The following is a 17,816-nucleotide window of genomic DNA, read 5'->3' on the forward strand; positions in this document are numbered from 1 at the left end:
TAAATTAAATTTTTGCTACAATAAGTGTTTCATCGTAAATATAAATCACTCTTACTGAATGATTCGACGGAATGTTTTCCTCAGATTCTGTCATCGCCTGAAGCTCATGACTGGTTCCGTTTAACGAAATGATAATTTTCCCTTTTCCGCTCATTTTCGCAGGAATCGTAAGATAAACTTCGCCCACTTTACCGATAAGGTTTTCCTGATGAAAGGTATTGTCTTCGGTAAGTTTTAAAATCTGAATTATTAAAAAGAAAAATAAAGCAACAAATACAGTCCCAACTAATAGGGAAACAAAAATGAGCAGCCCTTTACTTTCTATCGAATCATAAAATGCAACTCCGCCCCATCCGAAACCTAAGAGAAAATTAATCATGTTTCGTAAAGAAAATAACTGAAAAGGGGAATCATTGTGCATTGCATCACTAAAATCTGTTCCGGCAGTAGAATGATCACTTCCAATAAAAGTAAGAATCGTCTGAATTAAAAAGAATAAACTCGAGCCAATGGCAATATACCAGAACCCTTGATGAAGAGAATCTAAGTTTTCGATAAATCCAAACATAATTTGCGTGTTTTCTCAAATATAATGAAAAAAAATGAGATTTTTAAATGAAAAAATTAAAAAGACAAACTATAATATTATTTTAATATTGATCTGTTGAATATTTCGAAAATAAGCTTAGAACCTGTTTAAATTTTACATTACAAATTAGACTTAAAGCTTCTTTCAAATGGGAATCCGTTATTATTTTTAACGCAAAGATATTTTTACATCCCGCTTTATTTTAGAAAGCAAAGGCAAATAAAATTTGCTTCGCAAAGCGTGAAAATAGTGCTTCATCAAAATCAACTTGTTGATTCATCTTTGCTCACTTAAATTAATATTGAATTAAAACTTTGCGTTAAAAAATCAGTATTTCCTTTTTAAATGTTTGAATTAAATTTAAACAGACTCTAAAACTGTGTCAAAAGAGTTTATTAAAAATTAAGCACAAAAAAAGACAGACCTAAAAAGCCTGTCTTTAAAAAATATATTTTTATTTTTTTACTCTACGTTTATTACTTTTTCAATTTCCGGAGCGTGTTGTTTGATCGTATTTTCAACTCCTAATTTTAAGGTTGAAAAGTTTAATGAACATCCTGAACAGTTTCCTAAAAGTTTCACATAAACCGAGTTGTCTTTCACATCGATAAGCTCAATATCACCGCCATCTTTATTCAAAAACGGACGAATGCTTTCCAAAGCTTCCATTACTTTCGTTACAGTTTCTTCGTGTTTTATATTTGTTTCCATATTTTTTTCTTCAATTCAATTCGGGTTTTTCAAAATTGAAACTCATTATTTTGCTTTCGGTGAACATCCTGCCATTGTAGAAATCTTTACGGCTTCAGTAGGAGGAAGATTTTTGTTTCTTTCTAAAAGGCTTTCTATCATTTTACGGGCAGTTTCTGTGTAGATTTCTGCAATCTTAGAACCTTCCTGCAAAGCAGCCGGTCTTCCTACATCTCCTGCTTCTCTGATGCTCTGAATTAAAGGAATCTCTCCCAATACAGGAATCCCAAGATCATCTGCTAAATATTGCGCTCCCTGTTGTCCAAAGATATAATATTTATTGTCCGGCAATTCTTCCGGTGAAAAATACGCCATATTTTCCACTAATCCAAGAACAGGAATATTAATGCTTTCCATCTGGAACATCGCGATCCCTTTTCTTACATCCGCCAAAGCCACGTGTTGAGGGGTACTTACAATCACCGCTCCCGTTACAGGAACTTCCTGAATGATTGATAAGTGGATGTCACCCGTTCCCGGAGGTAAATCAATCAATAAAAAGTCTAATTCTCCCCAAGCTGCATCTCTGATCATCTGGTTCAACGCTTTTGAAGCCATCGGACCTCTCCAGACAACCGCCTGATTAGAACCCGAAAAATATCCTATTGAAAGCATTTTCACGCCATAATTTTCGATAGGTTTCATCAAGCTTTTTCCTCCAACTTCTACAGTAATCGGTTTCTCGCCTTCCGTATCAAACATCGTAGGAACTGAAGGACCGTAAATATCCGCATCCAACAACCCTACTTTAAAGCCCATTTTTGCTAATGTTACCGCCATATTCGCAGCAACAGTAGACTTACCAACGCCTCCTTTTCCGGAAGCAATGGCGATAATATTTTGAATTCCCGGGATTTGTTTCCCTTTGATCTGACTTTTCTGGATTTCGCTTGGTTCCGGAGAAATGATCTTTAATTTTAAATTAATTTCTTCTCCAAACTCACTTGCAAAAGCCTGTTTCATTGCTGCCTCTAGCTTTTTCTTTTCGTGCATTGCAGGTGAATGAGCCGTCATATCAATATATACATCGTTGCCCATAACCTGAAAATTACTTACCAAGTCATCAACTTCTATCTCTTTAAGGAAATTTTGTACCTTTTCTTTCGTCAACATATACTAAATAAATTGTTTACAAATTTACGCAATTTTTAGCTATTTAGAATAAGTAAAGAGACTGATAGATATTTTCTTTTGCAAATCTTAATTTTATAGTAACTTAGGAAACTTTACTTACTTATCTGAAAAACGGTACTGTCAACTTCCATGTTGAGCTTGATTTTAAAAGCCATGAAGTGGAAAAGAAAAACAAAGAAGTCGTTTCAAAAATCAAAGTAGAATACGTTAAAAAAACGCTGGATGAAACGGTATCTTCACTGATATGTAAAATAGCGAGAATACCGATGCATATTACACTCAAGACAATTCCCCATCCGCAGATTCTGTAATAAATGTCTCTGCTTTTTTTCTTTAGGATTTCTTCAGGAGTTTCGGGTTTTTCGTCAGTTTTTGGGAAAAATGCAAAGCAATAAACAGAGAAAAGTGCAAAAAGCAATCCTGCACTTGCGTAATGTACATACGAAAACCATCCTTTATAATTTTCATTTTCTATACAGATATACATATTTCCTCCATAACCTTCAAATTTTGTAGGGAAAGCAGCAACTAGAATAGCCAAAACTCCACAAAGATTTGAAACCAGATTTTCATATTTCCGTTTTCCTCTGTATGTTCCGAATAAACCACCCATAATGCAAAGCGTTCCGACAAAAATAATATGTCCGAAACTGTAATAATAATGACTGATGCTTACTTTGAAGGGAGACTGGTCATTCAGTAAAAACGTTGTGAGGAAAAGCATCAGAGAAAGACAAAGTCCTAATAATCCGATGAACATTCTCAGCTGCTGATAAGAAATCACGGCTTCATCCGGACCTCCGTTTTGTTGATTTGAATTGGTACTCATGGTGTTATAGTTTTATGGTTATTTTATCAATAATTCTCACATTATTATCCGGATCTGGTTTGAAATTATCTCTCACAAATCGTTTCGGATCTTTTGCCAGCATTTCTTTTTGTATGCTTCCTGCATTTTTCTTTTTCAGTAAATTCATCCATTTATATGCTTTTTTTATAGCGATGACATAGATGACAATTTCTGTGTCTGTTATTTTAAATTTTAAAAAGTTTTTGTTCCCTTTATTCACTTTTGCCGAAGAAACTTCCGTTACATAAAGCTTAAAAACGAAATAACCGAAAAATATATACAGTCCGAAAAGAGCAGATTGAAGAATCCCTGAAACAATCCATTGGAAAAGAAAATATTTATGGACAAGAAAAATTCCCAGAAAGTTTTTTATACCATCTATATCTAAAAATTGCAAAGTGTTATCACTTAAAAACTCCAATTTAGCACCATAATACTTAGGCAGTAAAAACAATATAAATAACTGAATAGCAAATGAACATGTAAATAATACGGCACGTAACATTCCGCTTATCCATTTTTCTTTACTCGAGCATTCATGATTGGTCACTTTGCTGATAATTAAACTTAATATAGACGGAAGCAAAAACAATATCAGTTTTTTAATAATTGAATCCGTACTGCAAAAAATATAGGTCGAAATAAACGAAAACAGCAGCATTAAAGTAGTAAATTCATAATTAATGATGAAGAAAATAAGATTCCAGAATACTTTTTTACACGATTTTTCTTTTGACGGATATACCTCATCAAGCTTGTAATTCAAACCTGTAGTTTTGGCATTCTGCAGTACGGGAATTGTAATTTTTTCCTTTAAAAAATCCGTAACATGCCCAAAAGCTCCACCTCCACCGGAAGTTATAAAATGTTTCACTTCATTATCAAATTTTTCACCATCTTCTTCCAGTTTGTAGTTTGCATAATGATGTATATCTCCGGTTAAAACCACTTCAAAAATTATTTCTGATATTATATTTTTTGCCTCAAGATTTTTCACGGCAACAGTCAGCGTTCTGATGATGTATTCGAGGCTGTCCATTCTTTGTTTTCTCTTGTACCTGTCGTTGATATCGTAATTGTACCAATACGGTTCTGCAATGAGAAGAATCACATGATTTTTAGGATTTTTCTCTGATATTTTCTTCACATAATCCGTAAAAAAAGTCATTTGAGGAATATCAATATCTCCCAATAATTGGTTATCAATCCCAAAAAGATGCACATGATCTCTCAACTCATAAGCAAAATAACTCCTATTCTGCACCGTTCTGTAATTCCCGATTTTCCCTTGTTGACACATCAACCTGAAAAAAGCACTCAAACCATCGTACCAATCATGATTTCCCGGTGTTGCAATAAGAACCGGACCCGATTTTCCTGTATCCGGAGCCACAAACCTCAACGGACCTTTGAAACGGTCTCTGTAATTGGCTTCCGAACCTACGGGATACACCAAATCACCACCTACAACCAAAGCAGAGCCTTTTTTAAGGGTAATTTCTGTTTCTTCCTGATTGTTTTGATGTTCAGGATTTTTAAAAGAATACGAATAACTATCTCTCGTTACATGATAAAAAACAGTCGTTGTCGAATCAAAACCGTCGCCTGTATCTGCAATGAAATCAAACCAAAACTCATCTTCCGAGGTATTAAAATCATTACAGGTGAGTTCATTACCTTTATCTTTTCCCATTGCGGTCTGAACTTCCCTTTTATCAATAATAGAAAGAATATCCGCAGAAAGGGAAACCATCCTGAAACTATTGATAAGCCCTGTAAAATCGAACCATTTCACAGGTTTTTTAGGTGTAAAATAAAAAGGATACCTTCCGTTAACATGTCTGGATATTTTCAATCTTTTGGATGAACGGAGATCATCTTTAAAATAAAACCCTATAAAAAGAAGGGCAACAAATAATATGAAATAAAAAATGGCTTCCATGGCAATAGTTTTTTAAGGATTGAGCGGTAATCAAGCTTCAGATCATCTCATCTGAAATAATTTTGGTAAAATACTGAGTGGATTCTCACAGAAAATTCAAGAATATTTCTGGAAAATCAGGCAGCGGGAAATATAAAGATGGGCTTAAGTAGCCGTCTTTTTTAATTTGATATTCATGATGATCGTTTTTTTAGCTTTTATCAAATTTACTCATTTTTACCTTTCTTTTTCATAACACTTTCGGGTTATATTTATCCATTTCTCAATGCTATTTGATTTATCAGAATATGTAATGAAATTTTGTTAGTTTTGTTAAAATCTATATCAAGTAAAAACAACATCAAACAAACTAATGAACTCTAAAAAATTCATCTTACTTTTTTTTCTCACATCCCTTTGTTTACAAGCCCAGAATTATTCGCAATACGTAAATCCTTTTATAGGAACAGGCGGTCATGGGCACACATTTCCGGGAGCAATTGTTCCGTTCGGGATGGTTCAGCTTTCTCCCGACACCAGAATCGACGGAAGTTGGGATGGCTGCAGCGGTTATCACTATTCAGACTCTGTGATCTATGGTTTTTCTCATACTCACTTAAACGGAACGGGAGTTTCAGATTACGGTGATATTATGTTGATGCCGACAATGGGAAATCCAAGTTTAAACAGCAAAGATTATTCATCTAAATTTTCTCACAAAAACGAAAAAGCTACGGCAGGATTTTATTCCGTTAAATTAGATAAAAACAATATTGATGTTCGATTGACGACCACAAAAAGAGTCGGTTATCACGAATATACTTTCAATAACGCAGGAAACGCAAACATTATTTTAGACTTAAATCACAGAGATAAATTGCTTGAAGGTGAGGTTAAAATAATTGACAGCAAAACGATCGAAGTTTTCCGCAGAAGTGAAGCTTGGGCAACCAACCAATACATTTACGCAAGAATTGAGTTTTCAAAACCAATGAAAATTTCAAAAAAATTAGCGAATGGAAAAGATGAAAATAATCTTTTCACAGGAACAAAATTAGCGTTGGCATTTTCAACTACTGTTAAAAAAGGAGAAAAAATTAGCGTAAAAGTGGCAATTTCTCCGACAGGTTATGAAGGTGCAGGAAAAAATATGCTGGCTGAAGGTCAAACTAATGATTTTGCTTCGATCCAAAGACAGGCTGTTGCCGATTGGGATAAAGAATTATCAAAAATTGAAGTTAAATCTTCCGATAAAGATAAACTGTCGGTTTTCTATACGGCAATGTATCACGTTTTCACGCAACCCAACATTAATATGGATGTTGACGGAAAATACAGAGGTCGCGACAATAAGTTCTACACCGCAAAAGATTTCGATTATTACTCGGTTTTTTCGCTTTGGGACACTTTCAGAGGGGCGCATCCTTTAATGTCTTTAATTAATAGAAAAAGAACCGCCGATTTCGTTAATACTTTCATTAAACAATACGAACAGGGCGGGAAACTTCCGGTTTGGGAATTGGCTTCCAACGAAACGGAATGTATGATCGGTTATCACGCCGTTTCTGTAATTGCAGACGCAATGGCAAAAGGAATTACAGGTTTTGATTATGAAAAAGCATTTCAGGCTTCTAAAAATTCTGCGATGTTGGATATTTTTGGTTTAAATGCTTACAAGCAAAACAATTATATCGCTATCGATGATGAACATGAAAGTGTTTCTAAAACAGTGGAATATGCTTACGACGACTGGTGTATCGCTCAAATGGCTAAAATTTTAGACAAAAAAGAAGATTACCAATATTTCATGAAACGTTCTCAGAAACTGGAAAAATCTGTACAATCCAAAAAACGGATTTATGCAGCCAAGAAAGAACGGAAACTGGTATGAACCATTTGAACCCACAGAAGTTAATAACAATTATACAGAAGGAAATTCTTGGCATTATTCTTATTCTGTTCAGCAGGATATTCCGGGGTTGATCGCGGCTCACGGAGGAAAAGAAAAATTCGAACAGTTTATTGATGCTATTTTCTCTGCTCCGGACAAAACTACGGGGAGAGAACAGGTGGATATTACAGGTTTGATCGGGCAATACGCGCAAGGAAACGAACCGAGTCACCATATTGCTTATCTTTATAATTATGTTGGAAAGCCTGAAAAAACGGATGCAAAAATCAAGTTTATCCTTGATAATTATTATAAAAATGCTCCGGATGGATTAATCGGGAATGAAGATTGCGGACAAATGAGCGCATGGTACATTTTAAGCTCAATGGGAATTTATTCCGTAACTCCGGGATTACCGGAATGGCAGACAACGAAACCTTATTTTGATGAGGTTAAAATTCATCTGGAAGACGGAACAACAAGAACAATCACGAAAAACACCAGCAAAGACGAGCTTAAAAAACTAGGTTTTGAAAACGCAAAATCTTTCAAAGATTTCAAATATGTTGAATTAACGGCAACTCCTGTTATTGCTGCAGCAAGAATTTTTGATTTGAATACAAAAGTTGAGATCACTGCACTCAATCCAAATGACAAGATTTATTATATCACAATGGATGAAGGTGATGCCAATGTGAGAAAGACATTCAAACCTTACAAAGAACCTTTTACCATTACAACAACAACTCAGATTTCGGCGTATGCAGAAAGAAATGGCGAGAAAAGCTCAATTGTAACCGCGAATTCTAACAGAAGACCAAACAATTGGGATATCACCGTAAATTCTAAACCAAATCCGCAATATGTAGCGAATGGAAAATTATCCTTAATTGACGGAATCAACGGTGACGCCAACTGGAGAAAAGGCGAATGGCTCGGTTATCAGGGACAGACTTTCGAAGCGATTATCGATATGAAGTCACCTCAACAGATTACAAACTTGTCTTCAACATACCTTCAAGACAGCAAAGCTTGGATTTTAATGCCTAAAAAAGTGGAATATTATGTTTCAAATAACGGTAAAGATTTCATCTTATTAAAAACGGTTGACAACACAGTTGATCCGAAAAATGAAACCGCTCAGGTGAAAGATTTTTCGACGGATACTCTTCCTACACAAGCTCGTTACATCAAAGTAAAAGCTTATCATTTCGGGAAACTTCCGGAATGGCATTTAGGAGCCGGTGGAGAAGCTTATGTCTTTATTGATGAGATTTCTGTGAAATAATTTTTTAAAACTTACTCTAAATAATAAACCTCTTTCGCTTGAAAGAGGTTTTGTTTTTTTATTATCGTTGATTTTGTAAATTATGCCTATCTTTTTTAATACATGTTTCGAGAACCTCAACATGACACTGGTAAATTATTCTGTATTATTTTACATGATAATTAAGAAAGTTAGTATTAGCGATGTCATGCTGAGGTTCTCGAAGCATCTTTACTAAAAAAGATTCTTCACTTCACATTCGCTTTGTTCTGAATGACAAAATTTGTAGTTAAAGATCAATTCATTCTCTCCGACCAACTCAGTTCTTGCGGCAATTCCATATCAGAAAATTCTATGTGAATCACTCTTCTTTTTTTACCGTTTGTTGTGCGATTTGAGCCATGAAGAATCAGAGGTTTCATAATCATAATTCCTCCTTTTTCTACATTGCAAATTATTTCTGTTTCTACATTCCAATCGATGGTTTCCGGTCTGTAAATTCCTTTGGCGTGGGATTTTGGAACAACTTTTAAAGCTCCGTTATCGCCATCGGTATCATCCAGATGAATTCTTATGGTGAATACATTTTCAAGAATATTCAAAGGCGGCTGAACGGCAAACTGATTCTGTTTGGTTGTCCAGGGTCCGAAATTGGGCAATTCTACTTTCTTATCAACAGAAATTGTTAAATCCTGATGATAAGCAACATACCAATTCGATTTTTCGGGCTTGTCGAAATAAATACTTTTTACTGCAAAATATTTTTCACCAAAATTTTCTTTAATAATTGTTTTAATATTTTCATTAAAAATCAACTCATTTACTTCCGGAATCTCCTTTAAAAACTGTCTTATCGCAAAAAGATCTTCCGATTTCCTGAACGTTTCTTTTGAGGTATCTATATTTTGAATAACTCCACTAATTCTTTCAATTTCTTCATCAGAAAAAATATTATTGATGACTGTGAAACCGTTTTCGGTAATTGTATTTTTATGATGTTGTAAGTTCATTTTAATTATAAATTTTCATCTATTTTTAACTCAAAATTCCCAAAGATTTTATTTAAATGATCGAAAATATTTTTCGTTCGCAAAGGCATTTCACTCAGCAAAGTAATACAAATTTTATAAAAAAAATGGTCAATAATGAAGATTAAACAAATTCATTATTGACCATTTTTAGCATAAGCTATATTGATAATTCGTTATCTACATATCACCACCACCATGATTTTCCAGCTGTCCTTCCCATTTGGAAACAGCAGAAGTCGCTAATGCATTTCCTAAAACATTCGTCATACTTCTTCCCATGTCACAGAAATGGTCGATCGGCAGAATTAAAGCAATTCCTTCCGGCGGAATTCCAAACATAGAACACGTTGCCACGATGATAACCAGAGAAGCTCTCGGAACTCCGGCAATCCCTTTTGAAGTTAGCATTAATACCAAAAGCATGGTAATTTGTTGTCCTAGTGTCATTTCAATTCCGTAGATCTGAGCGATGAAAATCGATGCAAACGTCATGTACATCATACTTCCGTCAAGATTGAATGAATATCCTAAAGGTAAGATGAAAGACACTACTCTACTGTTACAACCGAATCTTTCCAGCTCTTCCACCAATTTCGGGAAAACGGCTTCAGAACTTGTGGTTGAAAATGCGATCAATAAAGGTGCTTTGATTCTTCTTAATAATTCGAAAAGACGATTCCCAAGGATTAAATATCCTACCAATAAAAGCACTAACCAAAGAATTGACAAGGCAAAGAAAAAGTCTCTTAAATAAATGGCATATACTTTAAAAATCTCAAACCCATTTGTGGCAACAACCGCTGCAATAGCGCCCAAAACTCCAAACGGTGCAAACCACATAATGTAGCCTACCATTTTTAGGATTGCATGTGCTACGATGTCGAATAATTTAATGACAGGTTGAGCATATTCTTCCCCCAAATTCGCCAAAGCGATCCCAAACATGATAGAAAAGACCACAATCTGCAGCACTTCATTGGTTGCAAATGCTTCAAAAATACTTTTAGGAATAATGTGTTTTACAAAATCTTCCATTGAAAAGCCTTTGCTGCTGTTCAACAATTCTTCTGCAGAAGCTGCATCCTGAATCGGAAGCTTGGTAACATGTCCCGGTTCCAGCCAGTTTACCAATATTAAACCAATAAAAAGCGAAATTAAAGAAGCGGAAATAAACCATAACATTGCTTTTGTTCCTACTCTTCCGATCATTTTGATGTCGCTCATTTTTGCAATCCCGACAACCAAAGTCGTGAAAACCAACGGAGCAATAATCATCTGCACCAAACGGATGAAAACAGTTCCTAAAAGCTTAATATTTTTAGAAAAAGGTTCCGCACTTTCCGGATATTGTGTATGTACAAATCCGCCGATTGCGACACCTATAATAAGCGCAATGATAATCGCTATAAAGAGTTTATTTTGTCCTTTCATATCAATAATTCAAGTTTCGCAAATATAATATTTTTACAGTTGGTACAATATTTCATTTTAGGGAAGATTAATATTATGTTAAATCAATCATTCTTTAAATTAATTCTCTGATTTATAAAATATTGCACAGAATTTTATATAAATTTATTTTATTTTTCTTATTTTGGTATGAATTTTATTATTACATTTACTTGTATTAACATATTAAAAAAATATACAATTATGAAAAAAACTATCGCAATGGCAGCATTGGCTTTAGCTGTATCTTTCGGAGCTATTTCTTGTAAAAAGAAAGTTTCTGATGCCGATCTTCAAACTCAGGCTACCACTGTAGTGACAACAAATCCCGGAGCTTCTGTAGAAGTAAAAGAAGGTGTTGCTCACTTAAGCGGAACTTTTGAAACTCAGGAGGCTAAAGATGCAATGATTAAGCAATTGAAAGCTATTAACGGTGTAAAAGATGTTATGGATATGGCTACTGTAGCTCCGGTTGTAACGGCAGCTCCTCCCGTTGAGAATACTTCTGCTGTAGATCCTATGGTACAACAAAAAGTACAGGATGCAGTGAAAGATTTCCCTGCTGTAAAAGTAGAAGTTGTAAACGGAGAATTGACTCTTACAGGAAACGTATCTTCTGCTGATGCTAGAAAAATCAAAGAATCAATCGATGCTTTGAAAATTGGTAAGTACAATAACAAATTAGTAGTAAAATAATTAAGATGAGCACACTACAAGATAAATATTCAAGCGTAATTTCTGCTGCTCAATCTGCGGAAATTTCTAATCTACAAATTCAGGAACAAGACGGAATCCTTTACGTTTCAGGAAGTGCTACAAGTACCGCTGCTAAAGATACTGTCTGGAATGCTTTAGGAGCAATCGATTCTACTTATTCTGCTTCAGATATCAACATCGATGTACAGGTTTCAGGTCTTTCTGCAGGTGCTTCTCTTACGGTTGCCACTGACGAATCCAACCTAAACATCAGACAAGAGCCTTCTACGGAAGCTGCTGTTGTTGGTAAAGCTGCAAAAGGTGCTTCGGTAACTTTGATCGAGCAAACTTCTGACGATTGGTGGAAAGTGAAAACTGACGACGGACAGGAAGGTTACGCTTATTCAAGATATTTGAAAGCTTAATTCGCAAGATTTAACATTATTTAAAATACAGGCATCCCTTTTGAGGGATGTTTTTTTATATTTTAGCGGCTTCAAAAAACAGATAATGAAGAAATTTTTATGGTTGTTGATATTTTCGTTTAATTTTTTAATGTTGAATGGTCAAAAATTCAATATCGACGGAAAAGTTGCTGATTTTGAGAAGAAACCCGTGGAAAATGCAACCGTTTATTTATTAAAACAGCAAGATTCATCCATCATCAATTATACTTCCACCAATAAAGAAGGTCGATTTTTATTAAAAACAAATGAACTCAATGAGCCATCAATTTTAAAAGTTGATGCAGATAAATTAATTTCTTACTCCAAAAAATTTGAAAAAATAGATCAGTCGATCAGTCTGGAAAATATTCAATTGGATAAAAATCAGATTTCTGATATTGAAGAAGTAAAAATTACCGTTTCTCCCGTAAAAATAAAAAAAGATACAATTGAATTTAATGCCAATGCGATTAAAGTTCGTCCAGACAGTAATATTGAAGAATTATTAAAAAATATCAGTGGCGTTGAAATCGATAACGACGGAAAAATTACCGTTAACGGAAAAGAAGTCGATCAAATTATGATCAACGGGAAACCTTTTTTTGACAAAGACGGAAAAATCGCGTTGAAAAATCTTCCTGCCGATATTATTAAAAATATTCAATTTACATCAACCAAAACCAAGGAAGAAGAACTCAGCGGAAAAACTCCGAAATCTGAAAATGCCACGATCAATTTTACAATTGACGAAAAGAAAAATAAAGGATTTCTTTCCCGAATTACGGCAGGTTACGGTTTCTGACAAAAGATATGACGGAAGCGGATTTTTGAGTTATTTCAGAGATAAAAGGAAAATCAGTTTGCTGGCTTCTTCAAACAATATCAATTCTCAAGATGTTGCCAATGACGACACTGGCGGAAAAAACTCTCGAAATTCACAAGCCGGAAATACGATGAAAGGCATCCAAAAATCTACAACAATCGGCATCAATTACAGTGATAAACTAAGCAAAGAAGTCGAGCTCGATGCACTTGGAATTACGCGAACGAACAGCAATCTAGAAACGGCTTCCAAAGTTTCGAAGACAACTTTTCTTCCTAATTCAAATTTAAAAACCGACTCGGAAAATCAGGCTGAAAACGAAACGGAACAATATAACTTTAATTCATCTTTGAAAATAAAGCCGGATACGTTGAGTACGATTTATTTTTCGCCGTCATTTTCACATTCAAAAACGACGAATTTCAGAAATGCAAAATCAACAACCTTTGGAAATGATGAGCTTTTAAACAAAAGTGAATCGGTAACCAATTCTACCTCAGAAAGCAATACGTTCAGCCCGAATCTTCATTATTCAAGAAAATTCAAAAAGAAAGGAAGAACTTTTTATACCAGTTTAAATACTTCGATTTCAGAAAATAAAAACAGCAGTCTCGTTAATTCTCAGACCTTATTTTTTGAAGATGGAAATGAAGTTGTGGCTAAAAGAGATCTCAGAAATCAATTGAATCAAAGCAAAAAACAGAATAACAATTATTCTTTTAATGCAAAATATTCCGAACCGATTTCTGATTCGTTGAATGTAAGTTTTGGGTTAAATTATGATTCTAAAAACTCTATCAACGAAAGAATTGTTAATGATTTTGATCAAATTACAGGACAATATTCTCAATACAATTTGGCTTTATCAAACAGTTCAGACGAAAAAACCAACCAGCTTACTCCCCAAATTACAATTGAACTGAACAAGCAAAAGCTAAATATGTGGGCTTCCGCGAATGTGGATTTCACAGATTTAAAATACAGTTCGATTTTTAACGGAGAACATTACGAATTGCAAAGAAACTTCACACTTCCCGATTACAATGCAGGCTTGCAATACCGAATTTCTCAGAATTCACGCTTAAGCATTTACAACTCGGCAAGCTTTACAATTCCGTCGGCTGCCAATTTGATTCCTTACACAGACGAATCCAACCCTTTGGTGACTTATCAGGGAAATCCGGATCTGAAAAATGCATGGAGCAACAGAACGAGTCTTTATTTTAACAATTTTAATGTTCCCAAAAATATTAGTTATCACATTAATATTGGTTTTACTTACAACAATAACGACACCACCAATTTCTCTTATTATGACGATTCCGGGAAGCAGTTTGTAACGTATACCAATATCAGTGGAAACAAAAGTGTAAATATTGGCGGAGGTTTCAGCAAGACTTTTAAATGGGGCGATAACAGACTTGCAATTAATCCAAAATCGACCTTCAATTACAGATACAATCGTGGATTTATCAACGGACAAGAATTTACCGGGAATTCTTATACTTTCGCTCCGGGAATTAATGTAAGCTATGATAAAAAGGATAAAATCATCATCAAACCTTCTTATAACGTCAATTATTCTTTTTCAAATTATAAGAATTATACCATTGAAAGTATCAAAAATACCTTCCAGACTTTCAGGCTTGAACTGACAAATTATTTTCTTAAAACCAATTTAGTTCTCGGAAACGACTTTGAATACAACACAAGTTCAAACATCGCTGCAGGCTTTAAAAGAGATTTTTATTTTTGGAATACAAGCATCGGATATTCTTTTTACAACAAACAATTTACGGCAAAAGTAAAAGTTTATGATGTTTTAAATCAAAACCAAAGCGTAAAAAGAACGATTTCAGCTTCTTATGTAGAAGATCGTGAAGATTTGATTCTGAAACGTTATGTAATGTTTTCTCTTACCATGAAACTGAATAAGTTTGCGGGAAAGAAAATGTAGTTTTTTTAAGCACAAATTCCACAAATATTTTCACGGATAAATATCAATTTTCTTTAGTAAAATATACATTCTCTTTGTCATTTCGTAGAAATCTAGACTCCGTTATTTTAGTTATTATTTTAAAATAAAGGCTTGGATTCCTCCGGAATGACAAACTTTATCGAAAAGATCTATGGATAAACTTTATGTGTAAACCTTCTTTGTATTTACCTATAAAAATTTAATCTTACAACATACTTTTATTTGAAAACATTTTTATGATTAAATTAGCGTCAAATTTTATGTAATGAAGATTCATTTTTCAATTTTATTCATTTTATGTTTCATTTTTGGGAATTCGCAGAACAAACAACAACCTACGGATACTTTTGTGAAAGATAATTTTACCAAGAAAGAATTTTATATCACGATGCGTGACGGGGTGAAACTTTTCACAGCGGTTTATATTCCGAAAGACATTTCAAACAAAATCAAGTATCCGTTTTTGATGCAGAGAACCTGCTACAGCATTGCTCCTTATGGGGAAAATGAGTACAGAACGAAGCTTGGTCCGAATCAATATTTAATGAAAGACAAATATATTTTCGTGTTTCAGGACGTTCGTGGGAGATATATGAGCGAAGGAACTTTTACCAATATGACTCCGCAAGTCAATCGTAAAACGAAAAAAGATGTCGATGAAAGTACAGATACTTACGACACGATCGATTGGTTGGTGAAAAACGTTAAAGACAACAACGGAAAAGTGGGTCAATATGGAACTTCATATCCCGGATTTTATACAGCAGTCGGAATTTTAGCAGATCATCCGGCTTTGGTGGCTTCTTCTCCACAAGCTCCGATTTCAGATTTCTGGAATGATGATTTTCTTCACAACGGAAAAATGATGTTGGGATATTTCAGAACTTTCCCAGTTTTTGGGGTTCAGAAAACGAAGCCTGAAAACAAAGCATGGTATTCTGATTCTATGATAAAAACCACTTCTGAAGACGGCTTGAAATTTTACAGAGACATGGGAACTTTGAAAGACGGTTATGAAAAATATTACAAAGATAATTTCTTCATGACGGAGATTATGAATCATCCTAATTACGATGATTTCTGGCAAAAAAGAAGCCTTCTTCCTCATCTTAAAAATGTGAATCATGCGGTAATGAGTGTCGGTGGCTGGTTTGATGCAGAAGATCTTTCGGGACCTTTAAATATTTATAAAACGATTGAAAAAACAAGTCCGAAAGCTAAAAATACGATTGTAATGGGACCTTTCTCTCACGGAGCTTGGGCTTACGAACAAGGGAAACATTTCCATAATCAAATCTATTTTGGAGACAGCATCGCGACCTATTATCAGAAAAATATTGAGACTAAATTTTTCAATCATTATTTAAAAGGAGATACAAAAAAAGATGCCGGACTTCCGGAAGCATTGATGTATGACACAGGAGCGAAGCAATGGAGAGAGTTTGCAACATATCCTCCAAAAGAAGGGCAAAAAATGAATTTCTATCTATCAAACGGAACATTGAAAAATGCTGCAGGACAAGGCTCATCAGAATATTACAGTGATCCGAATAATCCGGTGTTGAGTTCTGATAATCTGAAAGATTTTAATGGATTTACTCCTAAAAATTATATGTCGGAAGATCAAAGATTTGCCGAAGGAAGACCCGATGTTTTGACTTTCACAACAGATGTTTTGACAGACGACATGACTTTCGCAGGAGAAATTATGGCTAAATTAAATATTGCTTCCACTTCTACCGATGCAGATTTTGCAGTGAAATTAATTGATATTTATCCTGAAGATTTTAAACCTGTTGAGAAAAAAGACGGTGTGGTTTACGGAAATTATCATCAAATGGTAAGAAGTGAAATTATGCCTGCAAGATTCAGAAATTCGAGAGAAAAAGCAGAAGCATTGGTTCCGAATCAGAAAACGGCTGTGAATTTCAGGTTGCAGGATGTTGTTCATACATTCAAAAAAGGACATAAAATCCAGATTCAGATTTCTTCTACCTGGTTTCCTCTTTTTTCTATCAATCCGCAGAAATTCATGGATAATCCGAATTTTGCCACGAAAGAAGATTACACGAAAGCGTTTATCAAGATTTTTGAAGATAGCGCAATTGAAGTTGAAGTGTTGAAATAAATTTTAAAAGCTGTTCAGATTTGAGCAGCTTTTTTTTTATTTTCTCGCTGATTTTGCTGATCACGCTGATTTTTTTAACGCAATCATCTGCTAAATCTGCTGAATCTGCGAGAGAAAAAATTACACATAGTTTTGTCATTCTGTAGGAAGTTTTTAAAATTTAATCTCTAATAAATGCGCTTAGATTCCTACGGAATGACAAACTTTATGGTTAAAATCTTTGCGTTTAAAAACTACTCCTCAATCGTTCTAAACGTCAAATTCACTCTCGGAGTTTTCACTTTTGTAGTCGGTGGAAGTCGATGCATCCAATTGTCTTGCGTTGTACCTTTCATGACCAATAAACTTCCGTTCTCTAAAAATATTTCTACTTTTTCTTTGGTTGTTTTATGTTTGAATAAAAACTTCCTTTCTGCTCCGAAAGTTAATGAGGCGATTGCTCCGTGTTTTTTCAAATCCTTTTCGCCGTCGCTGTGATACGCCATTCCTTCGCTTCCGTCGTGGTATAAATTCAACAAACAAGAGTTGTAGGTTTCTCCTGAAACTTCTTCACATTTCTGTTTTAATTCTAATAATTCGGGAGTCCAGAATTGTGCATATTTTGTTCGTTTTGAATAGGTGTATTCAAATGCTTTTTCGCCAAACCATGCGACTTTTCTTTTGGTTAAAATTAATTTTCCAAAAATCACGGCTTCATCATTTTCCCACGGAATCTGATTGAATAAATAATCATAATAAAATTCTGATTTTTCTTTTGAGAAAACTTTTCCGTAATAGTGAACGGTTCCGTCATTGGGAAGAATATTTAAAGGAAAATCTGATATATTTTCGAATAGGCTCATCATAAAGTTTAAGGTGTGTGT

Annotated in this window: 15 protein-coding genes; 7 read left to right on the forward strand and 8 right to left on the reverse strand. The window is 34.5% G+C overall.

The window, feature by feature from the left end; translation table 11 throughout:
• Nucleotides 1-4: 4 nt before the first annotated feature.
• The 5 genes from J3D55_RS18835 to J3D55_RS18855 all read right to left on the reverse strand — a co-directional run bounded on the left by J3D55_RS18835 (nucleotide 5) and on the right by J3D55_RS18855 (nucleotide 5,265).
• Nucleotides 5-568, reverse strand: a complete 564-nt coding sequence (locus J3D55_RS18835; RefSeq protein ID WP_259133243.1) for an NfeD family protein — start codon at nucleotides 566-568, stop codon at nucleotides 5-7.
• Between the two features lie 483 nt (nucleotides 569-1,051).
• Complete coding sequence (locus J3D55_RS18840) at nucleotides 1,052-1,300, reverse strand: NifU family protein (RefSeq protein WP_259133245.1); 249 nt, start codon at nucleotides 1,298-1,300, stop codon at nucleotides 1,052-1,054.
• A gap of 45 nt (nucleotides 1,301-1,345) precedes the next feature.
• Nucleotides 1,346-2,452, reverse strand: a complete 1,107-nt coding sequence (locus J3D55_RS18845; protein WP_259133247.1) for an Mrp/NBP35 family ATP-binding protein — start codon at nucleotides 2,450-2,452, stop codon at nucleotides 1,346-1,348.
• A gap of 121 nt (nucleotides 2,453-2,573) precedes the next feature.
• On the reverse strand, nucleotides 2,574-3,302 hold the full coding sequence (locus J3D55_RS18850; RefSeq protein ID WP_259133248.1) for a hypothetical protein: 729 nt from the start codon (nucleotides 3,300-3,302) through the stop codon (nucleotides 2,574-2,576).
• Between the two features lie 4 nt (nucleotides 3,303-3,306).
• Nucleotides 3,307-5,265: a hypothetical protein gene (locus J3D55_RS18855; protein WP_259133251.1), complete on the reverse strand. Its 1,959-nt coding sequence runs from the start codon at nucleotides 5,263-5,265 to the stop codon at nucleotides 3,307-3,309.
• Nucleotides 5,266-5,617: 352 nt separating this feature from the next.
• Here J3D55_RS18855 and J3D55_RS18860 point away from each other — a divergent pair, with 352 nt between their 5' ends.
• Nucleotides 5,618-7,135: a GH92 family glycosyl hydrolase gene (locus J3D55_RS18860; RefSeq protein WP_259133263.1), complete on the forward strand. Its 1,518-nt coding sequence runs from the start codon at nucleotides 5,618-5,620 to the stop codon at nucleotides 7,133-7,135.
• Nucleotides 7,104-8,423, forward strand: a complete 1,320-nt coding sequence (locus tag J3D55_RS18865; RefSeq protein WP_259133265.1) for a glycoside hydrolase domain-containing protein — start codon at nucleotides 7,104-7,106, stop codon at nucleotides 8,421-8,423. The genes J3D55_RS18860 and J3D55_RS18865 overlap by 32 nt, the downstream gene beginning before the upstream one ends.
• Nucleotides 8,424-8,698: 275 nt before the next feature.
• On the opposite strand, the gene J3D55_RS18870 is transcribed toward J3D55_RS18865, so the two are convergent.
• Nucleotides 8,699-9,412 (reverse strand): phytanoyl-CoA dioxygenase family protein, encoded by a 714-nt coding sequence (locus J3D55_RS18870; protein ID WP_259133275.1) that lies wholly within the window; start codon nucleotides 9,410-9,412, stop codon nucleotides 8,699-8,701.
• Nucleotides 9,413-9,610: 198 nt separating this feature from the next.
• Entirely contained in the window at nucleotides 9,611-10,864 is a 1,254-nt protein-coding gene (locus tag J3D55_RS18875) for a dicarboxylate/amino acid:cation symporter (protein ID WP_259133278.1), read from the reverse strand.
• 222 nt (nucleotides 10,865-11,086) lie between these two features.
• Here J3D55_RS18875 and J3D55_RS18880 point away from each other — a divergent pair, with 222 nt between their 5' ends.
• From J3D55_RS18880 to J3D55_RS18900, 5 genes are all read left to right on the forward strand, one after another.
• Complete coding sequence (locus J3D55_RS18880) at nucleotides 11,087-11,578, forward strand: BON domain-containing protein (RefSeq protein WP_259133281.1); 492 nt, start codon at nucleotides 11,087-11,089, stop codon at nucleotides 11,576-11,578.
• A 5-nt stretch (nucleotides 11,579-11,583) separates the two neighbouring features.
• On the forward strand, nucleotides 11,584-12,003 hold the full coding sequence (locus J3D55_RS18885; RefSeq protein WP_259133283.1) for an SH3 domain-containing protein: 420 nt from the start codon (nucleotides 11,584-11,586) through the stop codon (nucleotides 12,001-12,003).
• An 85-nt stretch (nucleotides 12,004-12,088) separates the two neighbouring features.
• Entirely contained in the window at nucleotides 12,089-12,826 is a 738-nt protein-coding gene (locus J3D55_RS18890; protein ID WP_259133285.1) for a TonB-dependent receptor, read from the forward strand.
• On the forward strand, nucleotides 12,747-14,804 hold the full coding sequence (locus tag J3D55_RS18895) for an outer membrane beta-barrel protein (protein ID WP_259133287.1): 2,058 nt from the start codon (nucleotides 12,747-12,749) through the stop codon (nucleotides 14,802-14,804). The genes J3D55_RS18890 and J3D55_RS18895 overlap by 80 nt, the downstream gene beginning before the upstream one ends.
• A 286-nt stretch (nucleotides 14,805-15,090) precedes the next feature.
• A complete protein-coding gene (locus tag J3D55_RS18900) occupies nucleotides 15,091-16,953 on the forward strand; it encodes a CocE/NonD family hydrolase (RefSeq protein ID WP_259133292.1) in 1,863 nt (620 codons plus the stop codon).
• 233 nt (nucleotides 16,954-17,186) lie between these two features.
• On the opposite strand, the gene J3D55_RS18905 is transcribed toward J3D55_RS18900, so the two are convergent.
• Nucleotides 17,187-17,795: an alpha-ketoglutarate-dependent dioxygenase AlkB family protein gene (locus tag J3D55_RS18905; RefSeq protein WP_259135136.1), complete on the reverse strand. Its 609-nt coding sequence runs from the start codon at nucleotides 17,793-17,795 to the stop codon at nucleotides 17,187-17,189.
• Nucleotides 17,796-17,816 lie beyond the last annotated feature (21 nt).

The sequence above is a fragment of the Chryseobacterium ginsenosidimutans genome, assembly GCF_024807225.1.
Taxonomy (GTDB): Bacteria; Bacteroidota; Bacteroidia; order Flavobacteriales; family Weeksellaceae; genus Chryseobacterium; species Chryseobacterium ginsenosidimutans.